The 18,772-nt window shown below is 68.9% G+C and carries 18 protein-coding genes; 6 read left to right on the forward strand and 12 right to left on the reverse strand.

Going from position 1 to position 18,772, the window contains the following annotated elements:
* Positions 1 to 17: 17 nt before the first annotated feature.
* On the forward strand, positions 18 to 419 hold the full coding sequence (locus ACQP2E_RS15550; RefSeq protein ID WP_433832213.1) for an EamA family transporter: 402 nt from the start codon (positions 18 to 20) through the stop codon (positions 417 to 419).
* On the opposite strand, the gene ACQP2E_RS15555 is transcribed toward ACQP2E_RS15550, so the two are convergent.
* A complete protein-coding gene (locus ACQP2E_RS15555) occupies positions 349 to 1,329 on the reverse strand; it encodes an enoyl-CoA hydratase/isomerase family protein (protein ID WP_433832215.1) in 981 nt (326 codons plus the stop codon). The two genes, ACQP2E_RS15550 and ACQP2E_RS15555, sit on opposite strands and share 71 nt — an antisense overlap.
* A gap of 150 nt (positions 1,330 to 1,479) precedes the next feature.
* On the opposite strand from ACQP2E_RS15555, the gene ACQP2E_RS15560 reads away from it, so the two are divergent.
* Positions 1,480 to 2,280: a PrsW family intramembrane metalloprotease gene (locus tag ACQP2E_RS15560; RefSeq protein WP_433832217.1), complete on the forward strand. Its 801-nt coding sequence runs from the start codon at positions 1,480 to 1,482 to the stop codon at positions 2,278 to 2,280.
* 34 nt (positions 2,281 to 2,314) lie between these two features.
* Positions 2,315 to 3,520, forward strand: coding sequence for an MFS transporter (locus tag ACQP2E_RS15565; RefSeq protein WP_433832219.1), 1,206 nt, complete (start codon positions 2,315 to 2,317; stop codon positions 3,518 to 3,520).
* On the opposite strand, the gene ACQP2E_RS15570 is transcribed toward ACQP2E_RS15565, so the two are convergent.
* Positions 3,504 to 4,244, reverse strand: coding sequence for a maleylpyruvate isomerase family mycothiol-dependent enzyme (locus ACQP2E_RS15570; RefSeq protein WP_433832221.1), 741 nt, complete (start codon positions 4,242 to 4,244; stop codon positions 3,504 to 3,506). The genes ACQP2E_RS15565 and ACQP2E_RS15570 overlap by 17 nt on opposite strands.
* 53 nt (positions 4,245 to 4,297) lie before the next feature.
* Entirely contained in the window at positions 4,298 to 4,792 is a 495-nt protein-coding gene (locus ACQP2E_RS15575) for a hypothetical protein (RefSeq protein WP_433832223.1), read from the reverse strand.
* A gap of 343 nt (positions 4,793 to 5,135) precedes the next feature.
* On the opposite strand from ACQP2E_RS15575, the gene ACQP2E_RS15580 reads away from it, so the two are divergent.
* Complete coding sequence (locus tag ACQP2E_RS15580; RefSeq protein ID WP_433832225.1) at positions 5,136 to 6,653, forward strand: Re/Si-specific NAD(P)(+) transhydrogenase subunit alpha; 1,518 nt, start codon at positions 5,136 to 5,138, stop codon at positions 6,651 to 6,653.
* 4 nt (positions 6,654 to 6,657) lie between these two features.
* Entirely contained in the window at positions 6,658 to 8,106 is a 1,449-nt protein-coding gene (pntB, locus tag ACQP2E_RS15585; protein WP_433832227.1) for a Re/Si-specific NAD(P)(+) transhydrogenase subunit beta, read from the forward strand.
* On the opposite strand, the gene ACQP2E_RS15590 is transcribed toward pntB, so the two are convergent.
* The 8 genes from ACQP2E_RS15590 to ACQP2E_RS15625 all read right to left on the reverse strand — a co-directional run bounded on the left by ACQP2E_RS15590 (position 8,103) and on the right by ACQP2E_RS15625 (position 16,755).
* A complete protein-coding gene (locus ACQP2E_RS15590; RefSeq protein ID WP_433832229.1) occupies positions 8,103 to 9,212 on the reverse strand; it encodes an LLM class flavin-dependent oxidoreductase in 1,110 nt (369 codons plus the stop codon). The genes pntB and ACQP2E_RS15590 overlap by 4 nt on opposite strands.
* On the reverse strand, positions 9,209 to 10,195 hold the full coding sequence (locus ACQP2E_RS15595; RefSeq protein ID WP_433833934.1) for an aldo/keto reductase: 987 nt from the start codon (positions 10,193 to 10,195) through the stop codon (positions 9,209 to 9,211). The genes ACQP2E_RS15590 and ACQP2E_RS15595 overlap by 4 nt, the downstream gene beginning before the upstream one ends.
* Positions 10,196 to 10,197: 2 nt before the next feature.
* Positions 10,198 to 11,529, reverse strand: coding sequence for an LLM class flavin-dependent oxidoreductase (locus ACQP2E_RS15600; protein ID WP_433832231.1), 1,332 nt, complete (start codon positions 11,527 to 11,529; stop codon positions 10,198 to 10,200).
* On the reverse strand, positions 11,526 to 12,263 hold the full coding sequence (locus ACQP2E_RS15605; protein WP_433832233.1) for an ABC transporter ATP-binding protein: 738 nt from the start codon (positions 12,261 to 12,263) through the stop codon (positions 11,526 to 11,528). Before ACQP2E_RS15605 ends, ACQP2E_RS15600 begins: the two co-directional genes overlap by 4 nt.
* Positions 12,239 to 13,078: an ABC transporter permease gene (locus ACQP2E_RS15610; protein ID WP_433832235.1), complete on the reverse strand. Its 840-nt coding sequence runs from the start codon at positions 13,076 to 13,078 to the stop codon at positions 12,239 to 12,241. The genes ACQP2E_RS15605 and ACQP2E_RS15610 overlap by 25 nt, the downstream gene beginning before the upstream one ends.
* Positions 13,075 to 14,148, reverse strand: coding sequence for an ABC transporter substrate-binding protein (locus tag ACQP2E_RS15615; protein WP_433832237.1), 1,074 nt, complete (start codon positions 14,146 to 14,148; stop codon positions 13,075 to 13,077). The genes ACQP2E_RS15610 and ACQP2E_RS15615 overlap by 4 nt, the downstream gene beginning before the upstream one ends.
* 136 nt (positions 14,149 to 14,284) lie before the next feature.
* Positions 14,285 to 15,472 (reverse strand): ROK family protein, encoded by a 1,188-nt coding sequence (locus ACQP2E_RS15620; RefSeq protein WP_433832239.1) that lies wholly within the window; start codon positions 15,470 to 15,472, stop codon positions 14,285 to 14,287.
* A gap of 41 nt (positions 15,473 to 15,513) precedes the next feature.
* Positions 15,514 to 16,755 (reverse strand): saccharopine dehydrogenase family protein, encoded by a 1,242-nt coding sequence (locus tag ACQP2E_RS15625; protein ID WP_433832241.1) that lies wholly within the window; start codon positions 16,753 to 16,755, stop codon positions 15,514 to 15,516.
* Positions 16,756 to 16,846: 91 nt separating this feature from the next.
* On the opposite strand from ACQP2E_RS15625, the gene ACQP2E_RS15630 reads away from it, so the two are divergent.
* Positions 16,847 to 17,551, forward strand: a complete 705-nt coding sequence (locus ACQP2E_RS15630) for a TetR/AcrR family transcriptional regulator (protein ID WP_433832243.1) — start codon at positions 16,847 to 16,849, stop codon at positions 17,549 to 17,551.
* A gap of 648 nt (positions 17,552 to 18,199) precedes the next feature.
* On the opposite strand, the gene ACQP2E_RS15635 is transcribed toward ACQP2E_RS15630, so the two are convergent.
* Entirely contained in the window at positions 18,200 to 18,760 is a 561-nt protein-coding gene (locus ACQP2E_RS15635) for a TetR/AcrR family transcriptional regulator (protein ID WP_433832245.1), read from the reverse strand.
* Positions 18,761 to 18,772: the final 12 nt, after the last annotated feature.

Below are 18,772 nucleotides of genomic sequence, written 5' to 3' on the forward strand. Positions count from 1 at the left end.
TCGGCACAGCGTCAGGGGTGACTGCACTTACTGCTCCTGACACCCGGGTTGATATGCGCCGGTGGTCCCAGCTGGCTCTGGTCGCGCCGCTGTTCGCCGGCGCACCGCCGAACCCTCTCGATCTTTCCGCGAACGTGCTGGTCTGCGTGCTGGCGCTCGGCGCGCTCGGCACCGGGCTGGCGTTCGTGCTGAACTTCCACGTGATCCGGGTGGCGGGCGTCAGCACGTCGTCGTCGGTGACCTACCTGATGCCGGTGGTCGCCACCGTGGCCGGCGTGCTGATCCTGCGCGAGCACCTGCACTGGAACCAGCCGGTCGGCGCGCTGATCGTCCTGATCGGCGTCGCGGTCACGCAGGACCTGGTACGACGTCTCGTAAGGAAGCCGGCTGCCACCGCGGACGCCGGTCCTTATCGATGATCTGCGCGCGGATGCCCTCGGCCAGATCCGGCAGCCGCAGCATGACCGCGCTCAGTCGCAGCTCCTCGTCGAGGGCCGCCCGCAGGTTCGGCAGGCCGGCCGCCGTGCGTAGTGATCGCAGCGTCAGGACCAGCGACGTCGGTGACTTCGTGGCGATCTCCTTGGCAGCGGCCTGCGCGGCCGGATGCGGGTGGTTCGTGAGCCGATCGAGGATGGTGGTGAGGTCGTCGCCGGCATAACACTCGTCGATCCATGTCCGATCCAGATCGGCTGGCGGCGGTTCCGTGGCGCCGATCGCCTGGTGCGGATCACTTTCGGCCAGCGCGGCGATGATCTCCGGCAGCCGGGCCGACGGCACGAAATGGTCGGCCAGCCCCGCCGCGATCCCGTCGCCCGCGCCGATCGCCGAGCCGGTCAGGGCCAGATGCGTGCCGAGCTCGCCGGGCGCGTGGCTGAGCAGCCACGATCCGCCCACATCGGGGTGGAACCCGATGCCCACCTCCGGCATCGCCAGCCGGGACCGCTCGGTCACCACCCGCACCGACGCGTGCCCGGAGATCCCGATCCCGCCGCCCATCACCACGCCGTCCATCAGCGCGATGATCGGTTTCGGATATTCGTTGATCGTCGCGTTGAGTTGGTATTCCTCTGCCCAGAACTCCAGCGACGCCGTCCCGCCCGACACGGCGTCCGCGTGGATGGCCCGGATGTCGCCTCCGGCGCACAACCCGCGCTCCCCGGCGCCGTCGATCGCGACAACTCGGACGCGATCTTCGACCGACCAGCCCGCGAGGGTACGCGCAACGAGCGCGACCATTTCCGCGGTGAGTGCGTTGATGGCAGCCGGCCGGTTCAGCGTGATATGACCGAGGTGCCCGGTCACCCGGGTGATCACCGGAGGTTCGCTCATCCCGTGATCTTCCCGGTTCGCCGGCGACCGGGCCAGCGTTTCCGGTCCGAGTTGCCGTTCCAAGTTTCTGTTCCGAGTTTCTGTTCCGCGTTTCGAACGAGCAGTACGTTTACCGATGGCTCACCGCTCGATATGCAGCACGATGTTCGCATGATGCGTGAGTGGTTCCGCCGCCTCGGCTGGGTGGCCGTCCTTGTCATCGGCCTGGCGCTCTATCTGTTGGTGCTGCGCACCCTGGTCAAAACTCAGAATCCGAACCTCGTACCGGCCCTGATCCTGCTCGGAGCGAGCACGGTGCCGGCGGCGTTCCTGACATTCGCGCAGGCCCGGACCGGTCAGTGGCAGGTACCGGCGTCGGTGCTGCTGCTCACCGCGTTCTTCGGCGGTGTGGTCGGCCTGATCGTGGCCGGCACCCTCGAATTCGACGCGCTGCACGACCTGGGCACCCTGCCGATGCTGTTCGTCGCGCTCATCGAGGAGACGGCGAAACTGATCGTCCCGGTGATCGTGCTGCTCACGGTGATCGTCCGGCACAAGCGCCGCCTGCCGTCGGACGGCCTGGTCATCGGTGTCGCCAGCGGCATGGGCTTCGCCGCATTGGAAACCATGGGGTACGCCTTCACCGCGCTCCTGTCGTCCAACGGCAACGTCGGTGCGCTCGAAGAGACGCTGCTGGTCCGCGGGCTGACCTCGCCGGCCGGGCACACCGCGTGGACCGGGCTGACCTGCGGGGCGCTGTGGATGCTGGCGAGTGCGCCGAGCGTACGCAACGGTCTGATCTTCCTCGGCACGTTCGCCGGGGCGGTCGCGCTGCACACGGCGTGGGACTCGTTCGGCTCGGTCGTGGCGTACGTGATCCTGGCGATCATCAGCCTCGGCTGGCTGGTGCTGCGGCTGCGCAAGTACCGCGCCTTCCACCCGGCCGGCCGGGTTCCGGTGCTCGCCGGCTGACAATTCGGTGGCGTGGTTGCGTACGCTTGTACACATGACCTCGACCACCGCGCCGCCGCCGGCAACGGTCCGTGCCGCCACCACGGCTACCTATGCCGCGTTCATCGGCTCGGGCTTCGCGTTCGCCAGCTGGGCGTCGCGGATCCCCCAGGTCCGCGACCATCTCGAACTCGACCCGTCGGCGCTCGGCCTGGTGCTGCTCGCCATCGCCGCCGGTTCACTGGTGGCGCTTCCGCTGTCCGGGCCGGTGGTCACCCGCATCGGCTCGTCCCGGACGGTCATCGGGATGGCGGCCCTGCTCGGCGTCGGCCTGGCGACGGCCGCGTTCGGCTCGGCCGTCAGCGTCGTCCCGGTGGTGATCGGACTGTTCCTGCTCGGATTCGCCAACGGCGCCTGGGACGTGGCGATGAACGTCCAGGGCACCGTCGTGGAACGGCACCTCGGCCGGTCGATCATGTCGCGTTTCCACGCCGGGTTCAGCTTCGGCACTGTCGCCGGCGCACTGCTCGGCGCGGTCATGGTCGCCGTGCACGTGTCGGTCGCCGTGCACCTGGCCGTCGTTGCGGTCGTGGTAGTGGCCGGGGTGGTCTGGCAGGCCCGCAAGTTCGTCCCCGATCACGACGAGACGGAACCGGGTGCCGAGGAGCTGCCACGGGTCAGCGCGCTTACTGCTTGGCGCGAGCCGCGTACGCTGCTCATCGGTCTCTTCGTGCTGACCTTCGCCTTCGCCGAAGGGGTCGGCAACGACTGGATCAGCGTCGCCGCGATCGACGGTTATCACGTTTCCCCGGCGCTCGGCACTCTCGCGTTCGCCGGGTTCCTGACGGCCATGACGATCGGCCGGTGGTTTGGTCCTGGACTGCTCGACCGCTTTGGGCGTACCCAAGTGGTCCGGGTCTTGACCGTGATCGGCATTGTCGGGGTGGTTCTGTTCGTCTATGGCCCGTCGCCGGTGTTCATGTATGCGGGCACGCTGCTCTGGGGGCTCGGCGCGTCGCTGGGTTTCCCGGTGGGGATGAGCGCTGGTGGTGACGATCCGCGCCGCGCGGCTGCCCGGGTGAGTGTCATCGCATCGATCGGATATTGCGCGTTCCTGGCGGGCCCGCCCACGATCGGCTTCCTCGGCGACCGGATCACCGTGTTGCGGGCGCTGATCGTGATCGCGGTGCTGTTCGGGCTGGCGGCGATGATCGCGGGGACCGTGCGCCCGCCGCGTGAGCTGGTCACGGCTCCCGAGTGATCTTCGCGTTGGCTTTCCAGATGTCGAGGGCCCGCCGGTCGCCGGTGGTGTCGAGCCGGTCGAGGCCGGTGCGGTTCCAGAGCAGCAGGTAGAGGTCGGAGGCGGACCCGCCGAGGGTGAGACCGGCCGGGTGGAGGCCGTCCCGGACGTGGAGACCGGTGTGGTCCAGCGTGAGTGTCCAGGCCACGCCGGCGTCGGTCGCTGCGAGCGCGATGCTGAGCGGTGGGTTCGCCGCGAGCCGGCTGGAGCCGGCGAACAGGTCTTCGACCAGCTCGTTGATGCCGTCCACGGCGAAAGCGGGCGTCCATGACGAGACCGCGCCCGTGGCCGCCTCGGCGTCGGCGCGGTGGATGGCGGTCTCGTGGGCCTGGCGGCGAGCCCAGAACGTCAGTGGCGACGGGGCAGGCAGGAAGGTCCAGCAGCGCATCGCCGGGTCGGCGGTTTCCAGGATGTCGACGAGGTCGTGGTGTCCGGCCCGGAACCAGTGCAGCAGGGCGGCGTCGTCGGGCGCCTCGAAGAAATCGCCGTCGGGCAGGGGGCCGGGGCTCGGGGTTCTGACGTGCGCGGCCGCCCAGCGGTGGACGCCGCCGAGGTGCGCGAGCAGGTCCCGGATCTGCCAGCCGGGACAGCCGGCGATCGGCGCGGTGAGCCCGGCGCGCTCTGCGGCCGCGGCCAGGGAGAGGCCATCCGACCGAAGAGTCTCCACGTATTCATCGACACGCATCATCGCAGCGTGGCACGGCGAGTTGAATGCGAGGCAACCAGACGCCGCTGGTGTCAGAACATCACTGTCACGCCGGCGGTTTTGCAGGCTTCGGTCAGGTCGGTGCCCAGCTTGTCGAAGTTTGAGTCGGCGGCGCTGCTGATCGGGTCGGTGGCCTTCGCGGCCTTGCCCAGCTCGTCGGCGATGGCCTTGGCGGCGGTGCTGACGTCGCTCGTCTCGGCGAACGCCAGCGCCTCGCTCACCGTCGTGTGGAACTTGGTGAAGGTTCGCTTCGCGTCGGCGGCCTTGACGCCGCCGCCTTCCTGCTGGGCTTCGGTGATGCCGGTTCGCAGGGCGGTCGCCGCCGTGTTCAGGGTCTTGCAGAGCGCTTTGTCCGCCACCGCTGTCGTGACAGCGCCGCCTGCCGCGGCGCCGGCCGCATCACCGGCCGCGGACGATGCGGTCGCCGATGATGCCGCGGTCGGCGACGCGGGGGAGGAGCTGCACGCCGTGAGCACGGACAGGCAGGCGCAGAACAGGGCGGTGGGCAAGAACCGGAAACGCGTCACGGGCACGGAGAGTAGCCGAACTTCCTGAGTGCCCGATGTCAGCCCGCCTCTCCGGCTGCCGGCGTCACACGGACCCCGGAGATAGCCGCACCCCACCCGGCCGAGGGGTGGGTGCAGTCCTGCTGGGACGGCTCGCCGGCCGGCTCCAAAGCTTGGGATGATCTCCGCGGGGTGAGTGACACGGGTTGCCTGGTCTGTGATGCTCCGGTGACATTAAGTGCGACGGGCTCTGTGTTTTTGGCGCGCGAACCCCTAGCCTCAGTCCCTACTGACGAGTAACAAGCGTTGAACCAACGACCCGCGCTCCACGTTGTCTTGGTCAACTTCAAACCGGGAGTCAATGATGATCATCGGTGTACCGCGTGACCCTCATCCGGGTGAGCGGCGGGTGTCAGCCACGCCCTCCACTGTGGCGCAGCTGGTCAAGCTCGGATACGACGTGGTCGTGGAGTCCGGAGCCGGAGCCGGTTCATCGTTCTCGGACGATGCCTACGCCGAATCCGGAGCGACCATCGGCGACCCCCTGGCCGCGGACATCGTCTTCGCGATCAACCCGCCACCCGCCGAGCAGCTCGACAAACTCACGCCCGGCAGCACGGTGATCGGCATGCTGAACCCGCGTCTCGACCCCGATCTGGTCGCCGATCTCGCCCGGCGGCCGATCACGGCGCTGTCGATGGACGCGGTGCCGCGCATCTCCCGGGCGCAGTCGCTCGACGTTCTGTCGTCGATGGCGAACATCGCCGGGTACCGCGCGGTCGTCGAGTCGGCGCACGCTTTCGGACGGTTCTTCACCGGGCAGGTCACCGCCGCGGGCAAGGTCGCCCCAGCGAAAGTCCTGGTCGCGGGTGCGGGAGTGGCCGGCCTTGCGGCCATCGGCGCGGCCGGGAGCCTGGGAGCCATCGTACGCGCGACCGACCCCCGCCCCGAAGTAGCCGACCAGGTCCGCTCGCTCGGCGGCGAATACCTGTCCGTCGAAGCCGCCGATGTGGAGGTGTCGTCGACCGGGTACGCCAAGGAGATGTCCGACGACTACAACGAGCGGGCCGCGCGGCTGTACGCGACGCAGGCCGGCGACGTCGACATCATCATCACGACGGCGCTGATCCCCGGACGGCCGGCGCCGAAACTGATCACCGCGCCGATGGTGGCGAGCATGAAACCGGGCAGCGTCATCGTCGACATGGCCGCCGCGAACGGTGGCAACGTCGAAGGGACCGTTCCCGGCGAAGTGGTGGTGACCGCCAACGGGGTGACGATCATCGGGTACACGGATCTGCCGGGGCGGTTGCCGGCGCAGGCTTCGCAGCTGTACGGCACGAACCTGGTGAACTTGATGAAGCTGATGACGCCGGAGAAGGACGGCCAGTTGGTCGTTGACTTCGAGGACGTGGTGCAGCGGTCGATCGCGGTGGTGCATGACGGTGCTCTGACGTGGCCGCCGCCGGCGGTGGCGGTGTCAGCGGCGCCGGCCGCTGCGGCTCCGGCCGAGAAAAAACCGGTCAAGGAAGTAAAAAAGCCGATAAATCCGTTAGCGCTTGTCGGCGGCGGCGCGGCTGCGTTGTTCCTGCTCACCGCCCTCGCCCCGGCCGCACTCCGTGGGCACCTGACCGTTTTCGCCCTGGCGATCGTCATCGGCTACTACGTGATCGGGCACGTGCACCACGCCCTGCACACCCCGCTCATGTCGGTCACCAACGCGATCTCCGGGATCATCGTGGTCGGCGCGCTGCTCCAGATCGGCCACGGCGACGCCGTCGTCACCGGACTCGCCTTCGTCGCGACCCTGCTGGCCAGCATCAACATCTTCGGTGGCTTCGCGGTGACGCGCCGCATGCTCGCCATGTTCTCGAGGAGCTGACCCGATGACAGTGGAGACCTCGGCACAGGCGGCCTACATCGTCGCCGCGCTGCTCTTCATCCTCGCGCTGGCGGGGTTGTCCAAGCACGAGACCGCAAGGCTCGGCAACAGTTTCGGTGTCGCCGGCATGGCGGTGGCGCTGGTGGCGACCGTTGCGCTGGCGATCACGAGTGACATCAGCGGGCTGGGCCTGGCCCTGCTGCTGGTGGCGACGCTGGCCGGAGCCGCCATCGGCCTCTATCGCGCGCGAAAAGTAGAGATGACGGGAATGCCGGAGCTGATCGCTCTGCTGCACAGCTTCGTCGGCCTGGCCGCGGTGCTGGTCGGGTGGAACGGTTACCTGCACGTCGAGGCTTCGCCGGGCGGCGAAGAGATCACATTGCTCACGGTGGAGGGCATGCTCGGCATCCACAGTGCCGAAGTCGTGATCGGCGTCTTCATCGGCGCTGTCACCTTCACCGGCTCGATCGTGGCGTTCCTCAAACTGTCCGCCCGGATCAAGTCGAGCCCGCTGATGCTGCCCGGCAAGAACCTGCTCAACGTCGGGGCTCTGGTCGCCTTCGTCGCGCTGACCGCCTGGTTCGTCATCGCGCCGAGCCTGTGGCTGCTGATCGTGGTCACGATCCTGGCCCTGCTGCTCGGCTGGCACCTGGTCGCCTCGATCGGCGGCGGCGACATGCCGGTCGTGGTGTCGATGCTCAACAGCTACTCCGGCTGGGCCGCCGCTGCGGCTGGGTTCCTGCTGGAGAACGACCTGCTCATCGTCACCGGCGCGCTCGTCGGATCGTCCGGTGCGTACCTGTCGTACATCATGTGCAAGGCCATGAACCGCTCGTTCCTGTCGGTGATCGCCGGCGGTTTCGGCATCGAGGCCGGCCCGGCGAGCGACAAGGACTACGGCGAGCACCGCGAGATCAACGCGGAAGGCGTCGCCGACCTGCTGACCTCGGCCGACTCGGTGATCATCACACCGGGGTACGGCATGGCGGTGGCACAGGCCCAGCACGGTGTTGCCGAGTTGACCCGGGTGCTGCGCGATCGCGGGGTCACCGTCCGCTTCGGCATTCACCCGGTGGCCGGCCGGCTGCCCGGGCACATGAACGTGCTGCTGGCCGAGGCGCGCGTTCCGTACGACATCGTCCTGGAAATGGACGAGATCAACGACGACTTCGCGGGCACGTCGGTGGTCCTGGTGATCGGCGCCAACGACACGGTCAACCCGGCGGCGATGGACGACCCGGCCAGCCCGATCGCCGGCATGCCGGTCCTGAAGGTTTGGGAAGCCGACCAGGTCATCGTCTTCAAACGCTCGATGGCGTCGGGGTATGCGGGCGTGCAGAACCCGCTGTTCTTCCGCGACAACTGCGCCATGCTCTTCGGCGACGCGAAGGACCGCGTCGACGACATCCTGCGCGCGGTCAGCGCATCAGCACCGGCTGTCGCCGGTCGCTAGACCCCAGGCCCCGGCGGGTCCATCACCTGCCGGGGCTTGCTCAACGACTCGCGTAGCCGGCCTATCAACGCGTCGCCCACCCGAGCGGTCTCACGCTTGTACGGCGTATCCGACAGCACGAAATGGCTGATCCCCAGTTCGGCATACTTCAGCAGCGCCGCACTCACGTCATCCGCCGACCCGACCAGCCACGTCGTCCCGGCACCGCCACCCCCATACCGGCCCGGCGCCGTGTACAGGCACGAGTCCAGCACGTCGCCACGTTCGGCCAGGTCGTGCAGGCGTTGCTGGCCTACCGCCGGCCCTCGATGCTGGTCCAGCTTGCGGTCGTGCAACGCCTCGGACTGCGCCGCCATCTCCGCGACCCTGGCCTCGGCGTCACGCCACGCCTCTTCGGTCGTGTCGCGCACGACAGTGGTGATGCGGAGACCGAACTCCAGCTCGGGCAAGTCCCGATCCAGGTCGTTGGTGAGTTTGCGGAGCCGTTCGACACGGTCGGCGATGCCCTCGAGCGGTTCGCCCCAGAACAGCTGGACGTCGGCTTCGGTGGCGGCCACCCGTTCGGCGGCGGGGGATGCCCCACCGAAATACAGGCGCGGCCCGTTGCCCACCACCCGAGGCGCGACCGTCGAGTTCGTCACCTGGAAGTGCGAACCCTCGAACGTCACGTTCTCCTCGGTCCACAGCCGTCGTACGAGACGCATGAACTCTTTCGTTCGTGCGTACCGTTGGGCTTGATCTCCTTCGACGTCGCCGTAGGCGGCCAGGTTGTCCTGGCCGCTCACGATGTTGACGAGCAGCCGGCCGCCGCTGAGATGATCGAGCGTCGCGGCCGCGCCGGCGAAATGCGCGGGCCGCCAGTACCCGGGCCGGATCGCCGCCAGGGGGCGGAACGTCGTCGTCCGGGCGGCGATCGCGGTGGCCACGGTGAACGTGTCCGGCCGGCCCCAGCCGGTGCCGATCAACGCACCCTCCCAGCCGTGCTGTTCAGCGGTCAGCGCCAGGTCGGTCGAGTGGTCGAGGCTGCCGTACCCGGCGACGGCGTCGTCACCGCGATGCCCCGCCTGCACGGTGTTCGGGATGTACCAGAGAAACGTCGGGCTCACTGGTATCCCCGATCACGGTTCGAGAGGGTGACGCCCGGCGGGACGATTTTGTCGATCTCGGCCAGGACGTCCGGGCTCAACCGCACCGACGCCGCGCCCAACTGATCCTCCAGCTGCGACAATGTGCGCGGCCCGATGATCGGCGCGGTCACCGCCGGGTGCGCCAGCACGAATCCCAGCGCCAGCTCGATCAGCGACAACCCGGACTGCGTGGCCAGATCGGCGAGCGCCGAAACGGCTTCCAGCTTCGCCGCGTTCTCCGGTGCGTCGATCTCGAAGCGACCCGGCTGCCTGCCCCCACGACTCGACGGCGGCTGTGCGGCGCCCTTGCGGAACTTGCCGGTCAGCCAGCCGCCGGCGAGCGGGCTCCACGGGATCACCGCGAGGCCGTACCGCGCGGCGACCGGTAGCACCTCACGCTCGACACCGCGAGCCAGCAGCGAGTACGGCGGCTGCTCGGCAACGACCCGTTCCCGGCCGCGCTTCTCGGCGATCCACTGGCCCTCGACGATCGCCGACGGCGGGAACGTCGACGTGCCGATGTACCGGATCTTGCCCTGGTGGACGAGGTCGGACAGGGCGCCGAGCGTCTCGTCGAAGTCGGTGTCCTCCTCGGGCCGGTGCACCTGGTACAGGTCGATGTGGTCGGTCTGCAGACGGCGCAGGCTGTCCTCGACCGCCCGGATGATCCAGCGGCGCGAGTTGCCGAAGTGGTTCGGGTTGTCGCCGATCTGGCCGTGGAACTTGGTGGCCAGGAAGATGTCGTCGCGACGGCCCAGCAGCGCCTTGCCGACGATCTCCTCGGATTCGCCCTGGCTGTAGACGTCGGCGGTGTCGACCAGGTTGATCCCGGCGTCGAGCGCACGGTGGATGATCCGGATGCTGTCGTCGTGGTCGGGGTTGCCCCGCGAGCCGAACATCATGGTGCCCAGCGCGAGGGCGCTGACTTTCACACCGGTGCGGCCGAACGGGCGCAGGGGGATGGTCATCGAACTCCGATCGGATCAAAGACATTCGAGGGGCGCGGCAACCCGTAGTGCTCCCGCAGGGTGGTGCCTTCATAGGAGGTACGGAACAGCCCGCGCTCCTGGAGGATCGGTACGACCTTGGTGGCGAACGCCTCGATACCGGACGGCAGCACAGCGGGCATGATGTTGAACCCGTCGGCGGCCCCGTTCTCGAAGTACTCCTGGATCGTGTCGGCGACCTGTTCGGGCGTACCCGTGAATGTGCGGTGGCCGCGGCCGCCGCCGAGCTTGCCGATGAGCTGGCGCACCGTCAGGTTTTCTCGTCGTGCCCAATCCACGATGAGCGTGCGGCGGCTCTTCGAGCCCTCGATCTCAGCCTCGTCCGGCAGATCGGCCGGCAACGGCTCGTCGAGCCGCAAGGAAGCAGCGTCGACCCGCAGCGTGTAGGCCAGCGTCGCGACGGCGTATTGCGGCGCGATCAGCCGTTCCAGCTCGGCTTCCAGCTCCCGGGCCTCGGCGGGGGTGTCGCCGATGACCGGCACGATGCCGGGCAGGATCACCACATGATCGGGGTCGCGACCGGCTGCGGCGGCCCGGCGTTTCAGGTCGGCGTAGAACGCCTGGCTCTCGGCGAGCGTCGGCTGGGCGGTGAAGACGGCCTCGGCCCATTTCGCGGCGAACTCCTTGCCGTCCTCCGACGACCCGGCCTGTACGAGCAACGGCCAGGCCTGCGGTGAACGCGGCACGTTCAGCGGGCCGTCCACCCGGAAGAAGGTGCCGTGATGGTCCACGCTTCGCACCAGAGAGGAAGAGGCGTGCACACCGGCCGCCTTGTCGGCCACGATCGCGTCGTCGCCCCAGCTGTCCCAGAGCTTCGTGGACACCTCGAGGAATTCGTCGGCGCGTTCGTAACGAGCCTTGTGCAGCGGCTGGTCGTCGAGACCGAAGTTGCGGGCGGCCGCGTCGCCGGCGGTGGTGACGATGTTCCACCCGGCCCGCCCCTGGCTCAGGTGATCGAGCGACGCGAACCGGCGCGCCAAATTGTAGGGCTCGTTGTACGACGTCGACGCCGTGGCGATCAGCCCGATCCGGCTGGTGCTGCCGATCAGCGCGGCCAGCAGCAGCGTCGGTTCCAGCTTGCCGGACGGCCGCCGGCCCGGATCACTCCAGAGCACCGGGCTGTCGGCCAGGAAGACCGAGTCGAACTTGGCGTCCTCCGCGATGCGCGCCAGGCGCTGATGCGCCTGCAAGGACAGATTCGCGTACGGGTCGGACTCCGGCAGTCGCCAGGACGCCTCGTGATGTCCGGTGTCGTGCAGGAACAGGTTGAAGTGCAGCTGACGGGTCATCGGTTCTCCTCCTCGACACCCAGCTCGTCCAGCAGGAACGTGCGCAGCTCGGCGAATCCGGCGCTGGATCGGGAGCGGTCCGGCAGGTTTACGCGTACGTCGGTGCGGACCACGCCGTCGTCGAGCAGGATCACCCGGTCGGCCAGCACGATCGCCTCGTCGACGTCGTGGGTGACCAGCAGCACGGCCGGCCGGTGCGCCTCGCACAGCTTGCGGAGCAGGACGTGCATCCGGATCCGGGTCAGCGCGTCGAGCGCGCCGAACGGCTCGTCGGCCAGCAGCAGCTGCGGCTCGCGGACCAGCGAACGGGCCAGCGCGGCCCGTTGCTGCTCGCCGCCGGAGAGCTGGTACGGCCAGGCCTGCTCCCGCCCGGCGAGGCCGACCTCGTCCAGGGCCTGTCGTCCGCGCTCACCGGCGTCGCTGCCCCGCAGGCCGAAGACGACGTTGTCCAGGATCCGTTTCCAGGGCAGCAGCCGGGAGTCCTGGAAGACCACCGACACGTTCTCCGGCACCGCGATCTGGCCGTGCCCGGCGACGCCGCGGTCGAGTCCGGCGAGTGCTCGCAGCAGGGTGCTCTTGCCGGTGCCGGAGCGGCCGATCAGCGCCACGAACTCACCGGCGGCGATGTCCAGGTCGAGGCCGTTGAGCACGCCGCCGTTCTTGCTGAAGCTGCGATGCAGGTTCCGCACCCTTACCGCAGTCTGGGTGCTCAGTCTTCCAACGTCCGGCGCCATGCCAGCACCTTCCTTCCGGTCAGCCGGACGGCGCTGTCGGCGCAATATCCGAAGACGCCGTAGATGACCAGGCCGACCACGATGACGTCGGTCTGGCCGTACTGCTCGGCGAGGGTGATCATGTGACCGATGCCGGCGACCGCGTTGTACTGCTCGACGACGACGAGGCCGAGCATCGACGAGGTCACCGCGAACCGCATGCCCAGCAGGAACCCGGGCAGCGCGCCGGGCAGCACGATGTGCCGGATGAACTCGCCGCGCCCGATGCCGATGGTCTCGGCGAGTTCGGCGTACTTGCCGTCGATGCTGCGCAGGCCGTTGTGCGTGTGCACGTAGATCGGCACGAGGGTGATCAGGGCGATGGTCACGATCTTCATTTCCTGGCCGATGCCGAACCAGGCGATGAAGAGCGGGATCAGCGCGAGCGTCGGCACCGACCGCTTGATCTGGATCGGCCCGTCGATCAGCGACTCACCGATCCGGGACAGGCCGGAGATGACCGCGAGCACCGCGCCGGTGATCACGCCGAGAGCCAGGCCGATCACGGCCCGCTGCAGCGAGGAGAGGATGTTGCCGAGCAGGTCGTGGTTGACCCACTGGTCCTGGAACGCGATCGCCACATCCCACGGCGCGGTCAGGATGGCGGGGGAGATGACGCCGGTCGCCGAGCCGGCCGCCCAGACGGCCAGGAACAGCGCCGGGCCGATCCAGAACGCGAACGGGATCCGCTTGCCAGGACCCAGCCTCTTGCGGACGACTCGACGATCGTCAGTCGACGTCGCCAGTTCCGGAGGCGCGTGGACTGTCGTTGTCATGCCGCATCCCCGGTGACCACTGCAGCGCCGGCCGCCTCGGCCTGCACCTTCTCGAACCGCCGGTCCACCAGGGTGTTCACGTCGAGCTTGTCATGCTTCTGTTCGGTGGCGAGCAGGTCGGCGGTCTCCTGGAGACGCTTGATCGCGTTGTCCCAGGTCGCCGGGATGCCCTTCGCGCCGTCGGTGGCGACGACGTCCTTGGCATCGGCCTCGTTGAGACCCTGGACGCCCTGGTAGTAGGCCTTCGCGTACTCGTCCGGGTGCTCGTTCGCCCAGAGCAACGCTTTGGTACGCACAGCGACATAGGCCTTCAGCGCCGCCGCCTTGTCAGCGTCCTCGACCGACTTGGTGAGGCAGTACAGCGTGGACGCGTCGTCCCGGATACCCGTGTTGATCGCGGTGGCGCCCGGGTACTTCGCGTTGTAGATCTTCACGTTGGCCGCGGCGATCGGCGCCACGTCGACGGCCTTGCTGCCCAGCGCGGTCACGTACGAGTCACCGTTGCTGGTCAGCTCGACCAGGGTGACGTCGGACTGGCTGAGCCCGGCCTTCTGCAGGACCCGCAGCACCAGCGCGCCCTGTGCCTGGCCGGCGCTGTAGGCGATCTTCTTGCCGCGCAGGTCAGCGAGGGAGGTGACGCTGACGCCCGGCGCGACGCCGAGCTGGTAGATCGGGAACTTCAGCGGGTCGATCGTGACAGCCTGGAAGACGATCTTCGTGGCGGTGCCGGTCCAGGCCGCGAAGAGCGACGGGATGTCAGCGACGGCGCTGCAGTCGAGCTTGTCGGCGCGGAACGCCTGGATGCTTTTCGGGCCGCCGCTGATGTTGGCCCACTCGACAGCGACACCGGCGTCGGTGAGTTCTGAGTCCAGGCCGGACGCCTGGATGACGGACTGCAGTTGTGGGTCGCCGAGCCGGAGCTCGGTGCCGCTCGGCACGGTGTCGGGCAGCGCCGAGGTCAGTTCGAGGCTCGCGCCGGCCTCGTCCTTCGCGCAAGCACTCACCGAGCTCAGAGCCAGAAGGGCAGCGGCGGCGCCGGCGAGCACGGCTTTGCGGGGTGGTGTGATCATCGGTGGTCCTCCGTTCATGTGTGGAGGAGGGCAGGGGGAAGTCGCAGGTCAGCGAGTGCACCGCCGTCCTGAACTCATACTATGCATATAGGATTAAGAGGCAAGCATGCACCGCGTTGAATTAAGTAACGGCTGGTTACAGCGGTGCCGCGTAGACGTGATCGAGGGCGACCGCTCCGCCGGCGGTGGCCAGCACATGCGACGGGAAACTCGATGCCCGGACGGTGTCGGCGACGCCGGGGCGCATCTGTGCGCGTACCGTCTCGAGGGGTTCCGGAAGGCGGTTCGCGCCGCCCTCGGCGACGAAGAGGACCTCCGGGTCGAAGAGGTCGTGCAGCAGCGCGGCGGCCCGGCCGACCAGGCGGGCGCGTTCCTCCAGCAGCGCGAAGGCCGCGGCGCTGCCGTCCCGGGCCGCGTCGACGATCCCGTGGATGTCCGGCCGCGCGATCAGGTTCGCCGCCAGGGCCCGCCGCACCAGAACCCGCTCGGAGACCGCGGCCTGCAGACAGCCGGTACGCCCGCACGAGCACACCTCGTCGCATCCCTCGACCGGCAGATGGGCCACCGCACCGGCCGCCGACCGCGGACCCTGATGAATCACGCCACCGCTGGAGAACGCCACGTCCACCACGTTGCCGACGAACAACAGCACCGCACTGCCCCGGGCCTGCGCGGCCGCCGCGCCGAACAGCTGCTCGGCGCGCAACAGCGCCCGGGAATTGCTGTCGATGCGGACCGGAAGCCCGGTCGCGCCGGCCAGCGCAGCGCCGATCGGCACGTCGTTCCAGCCCAGGGCCGGGTGCTCGACGACCGTACCCTGGAAGGAATCGACCCAGCCGCCGGTCGCGAGACCGAGAGCGAGCACCCGGCGCCTCGCGCCGTGCTCGCGGCGCAGCGTGGCGACGCCCTCGATGAGCGCCGCGATCACGCTGTCCGGATGCTTGTCCCGGTGCAGGTCCTGGCGTTGCGCGAGCACCCGGCCGCGCAGATCGAGGAGCGCCACAGTGGTCCGTGGCACCGCGATGTGCACCCCGATCACCGCGACCGCATCACCGTCGATGTCGAGCGGGACATGCGGACGGCCGATCCCCGGCGGCCCGGCCGCCTCCGGAACCTCCCGGATCAACCGGTGCTCCAGAAGGGACGCGGCCAGGCCGGTCACCGAGGCGGCGGAGAGCCGCGTGGCGCGGGCGATCGAGCTGCGGGCGATCGGGCCGTAATCGAGAACCGCGCGCAGCACCGCGCCCGCGGAGTCGCTCTGCCGGCGCTGACCGGGAACCGGCAGGTCACCGCGCCGAGTGGTGCGCGCGGCAGGTTGGATCATTTCAGCAGGCTAGCGCGGGTTCCGCGCAGAGTCGGGCTGGATTACCGGACGTTGTTGGGTCGGTAACTCTTTTGCTCGCGCATCGCCCAGGGGGAGCCGTACGCGGTCAGCAGATCCAGGAACGGTTTCGGCGGGAACGCCTCCGGCCCGAGCACGCCGGCCCCGGTCCACGTCCCGTTCGCGATGAGTTCCAGAGCGACCACGGGGTTGATCGCGGTCTGCCACACGACGGCCTGGCTGCCGTACTCCGCCATGGTCCACTCGTTGTCGACCACGTGATAGAGGTAGACCTCGCGGTCCTGCCCGTCCTTGACGCCGCTGACCCAGGTGCCCGCGCAGGTCTTGCCGCGCATCCGGGCACCGAGACTCGCCGGATCCGGCAGCCCGGCGGCGACGACGTCACGCGGGGAGACACTCACCGGCCCGGCCGGTCCGGGAACGATCACCCCTTCGGTACGGTCCAGGCCCAGCGCGTGCAGGGTCTGCAGGGTACGGATGAAGTCCTCACCGAGGCCGTACTTGAAGGTGACCCGCTTCGCACCGACCCACCGGGGGATCAGCAGCACCTCCTCGTGCTCCACGTTGACGCACTGCACCGGCCCGATGCCCTCGGGGAAGTCGAACACCTCGGGCTCGCTGAACGGCGCCGTGGTGAACCAGCCCCGTTCCTTTTCCCAGACGATCGGCGGGTTCAGGCACTCCTCGATCGTCGTCCAGATGTTGAAGCTCGGCGCGAACTCCAGGCCGTCGACGGTCAGGTTCGAACCGTCCCGGATGCCGATCTCGTCGATCTCGTCGAACAGTTCGTCGGCGGCGTACCGGGCGAAGACGTCCGAGAGACCCGGCTCGACACCCATGCCGACCAGCGCAAGCCTGCCGGTGCGTTCCCACTCCGGGGCCTGCGCGAACTGCTCGTCGCCGAGCATCACGCCGACCTGCTCATAGGGGCGCTCGGGGTGCGGCCGGGACAGCGACATAGCCATGTCGAGATATCCGGTTTGGGTTTCTTGCGCCGCGGTGAAGAGCGTCATCACGAAGCGGGGGTCGGTGGCGTTGAGCAGGTAATCCGCTTGCACCTGCGTGATCAAGTTTTTTACGGCCTCGACATCGCTCGCGTCGATCCGCTCGGCGCGGAACCGGGGGTCGTTCGTCGCGGCGGCCGCGGCCTGCGCCCGCCCCAGGTCGTAGTCGGCGACCACCATCTCGTCGAAGAACGGGCGCCGGGCGGCGATCCGTGTGATGGCTGTGCCGACACCGCCGGCACCCACCAGCAGGATACGCATGAGAAGTTCCTTTCCTCGGGTTGCTTCCCTGATCAAACGTCGTTGTCATCACTATGGTCAACTGCGTTGGCATAAGAGTTACTGTGGTTCCATGCCGAAGCCCGTCGTCCCCGAGGACCGCCGCCGCCGTCGCCGGCCCACCCGCAGCGGCACCGTCCTGTCCGAGGAACTGATCATCACGACGGCTCTGCGCATGCTCCGCGAGCACGGCAGCACCGGCCTCACCGCCCGCCGCCTCGGCCTCGCCCTGGACTGCGATCCGAGCACGCTCTACCGCTACTTCCGCGGCATGGACGAGCTCACGCTCGCCATCGGCAACACCCTCATCGGTCAGGCTCTGCACGGTTGGTCACCCTCCGGATCATGGAGAGACGACCTGGGTACGCTCGGACGGCGCATCCATGCCGCGTACGTCTCCCATCCCCAGGCGGCGGTGCTGACCACGAGCCGGGTGACCGGCCGTGCGAACGAGCTGGCAGCGGACGAGGCGGTCCTGGGTGTCCTGCGGGGAGCGGGTTTATCGGTGACCGAGGCGGTGCCGGTCTATCACGCCTTCATCGACCAGACGCTGGCCTTCGCAGCGCTGGACGCGGCGTCGCTGGCGCTGCCGAACGCGGCGCTGCACTCCGACGAGGAGATGTGGCAGTCGACGTACCGCCGGCTGCCGGCCGCGACCCACCCGCACCTGGCCGAGGCAGCTCCGCTGCTGGCGGCGGAAATGGTGGCCAGCGCCTATCCGGCGGCACTGACCCTGCTGCTGGACGGCATAGCCGCGCGGCTGATCTCCCGCAGTTGACGTCACGGGGTTGACGTCGCGGGGTTGACATCGCGCGGTTGACGTCGCGGGGTGTCGTCGCGCGGTTGACGTCGCGGGGTGTCGTCGCGCGGTTGACGTCGCGGGGTGTCGTCGCGCGTTTGCTGACGCGATCGGCGGTGAGGAGCCTGGTCGACCTGACCTTTCATCTGTCGACTTTCGCCATCCGCCGGGCCGACTGCGGGTTCGAGCGGGGCGGCAGCTCTCGCTGCGAGGCGTTGCCCGCAGATCTTGTGCGGTTCAGCCGTCCCGCCGCCCGCAGACTCACAACGTCCCGGCGGCCGCCGCCGCAGGCGGTCGTTTTAGGGTGGTTCGCGAGGTCTCGGGTGACGCGTTGTCACCACGATGGTGGATGGTGCTGGCTTTGTGGAGACCGCCGGGGGTCAGAGCACCCACAGGTTTCCAAGATCGAGCCTGAACGCGGGCAGCATCCCGCAGCGCTCTCACCGTGCGTGACGATATTCGGCCCGCATCGGTGCTGCACTCGTGCGGCGGCTGCGGCCCCACCCTCGGCTGCCCGACCCGCGAGAACGTCGGCGCAGGAAATCGCCGGCGCAGGCGCGATGAACTCACGTAGGCGCCGGTTCAGTCGCCGCGCCCGCCGCATCCTGGCACCCGGGTACGACAAATTCAGAACAGCCGGTCGAGCTGAGCGTCGAGGGCCGCCACGGCCTCGCCGTCCGTGTACTGCCCGCCGAGCAGGTACATCCCCAGCCCTTCCATCAGCGCCAGCAACCCCGCCGCCGCCTTCTCGTCGCCGTCCGGGAGCAGGCCCGCCATGAAGGACACCATCTGGGCGGTCTCCTCCCGCAGCGCGGGTGTCGCCGCCGGGCGGACCGCTCGGTACGCCAGAAACGCCAGCGCCACCCGCCCGTCCGCCCGGGACTCGTCGCCGAGCGGCAGCACCGTCACCAGGAAGGTCCGCAGCAGATCCCGGGGCTCCGGAGCCGGGCCGAGCGCCCCGAGCGCCGCCGTGATCCGGGCCTCGTTGCGGTCCCGGACCACGTCCATGGCGAACGTCATCATCTCGTCCTTGGTGCGGAAGTAGTGCTGCACCATGCCCGCCGACACCCCGGCCTCGGCGGCGACGTGACGCAGGCTGACCGCTTCCAGCCCCTGCTGGGCGGCGACCCGCATCAGCGCGTCGGCGATCTGCGTGCGCCGCTCCTGACGGTCCACCTTCTTCGGCATGCCAGCGATGCT

Origin of the sequence: Actinoplanes sp. CA-015351 (genome assembly GCF_050955685.1) — a bacterium.
GTDB lineage: Bacteria > Actinomycetota > Actinomycetes > Mycobacteriales > Micromonosporaceae > Actinoplanes.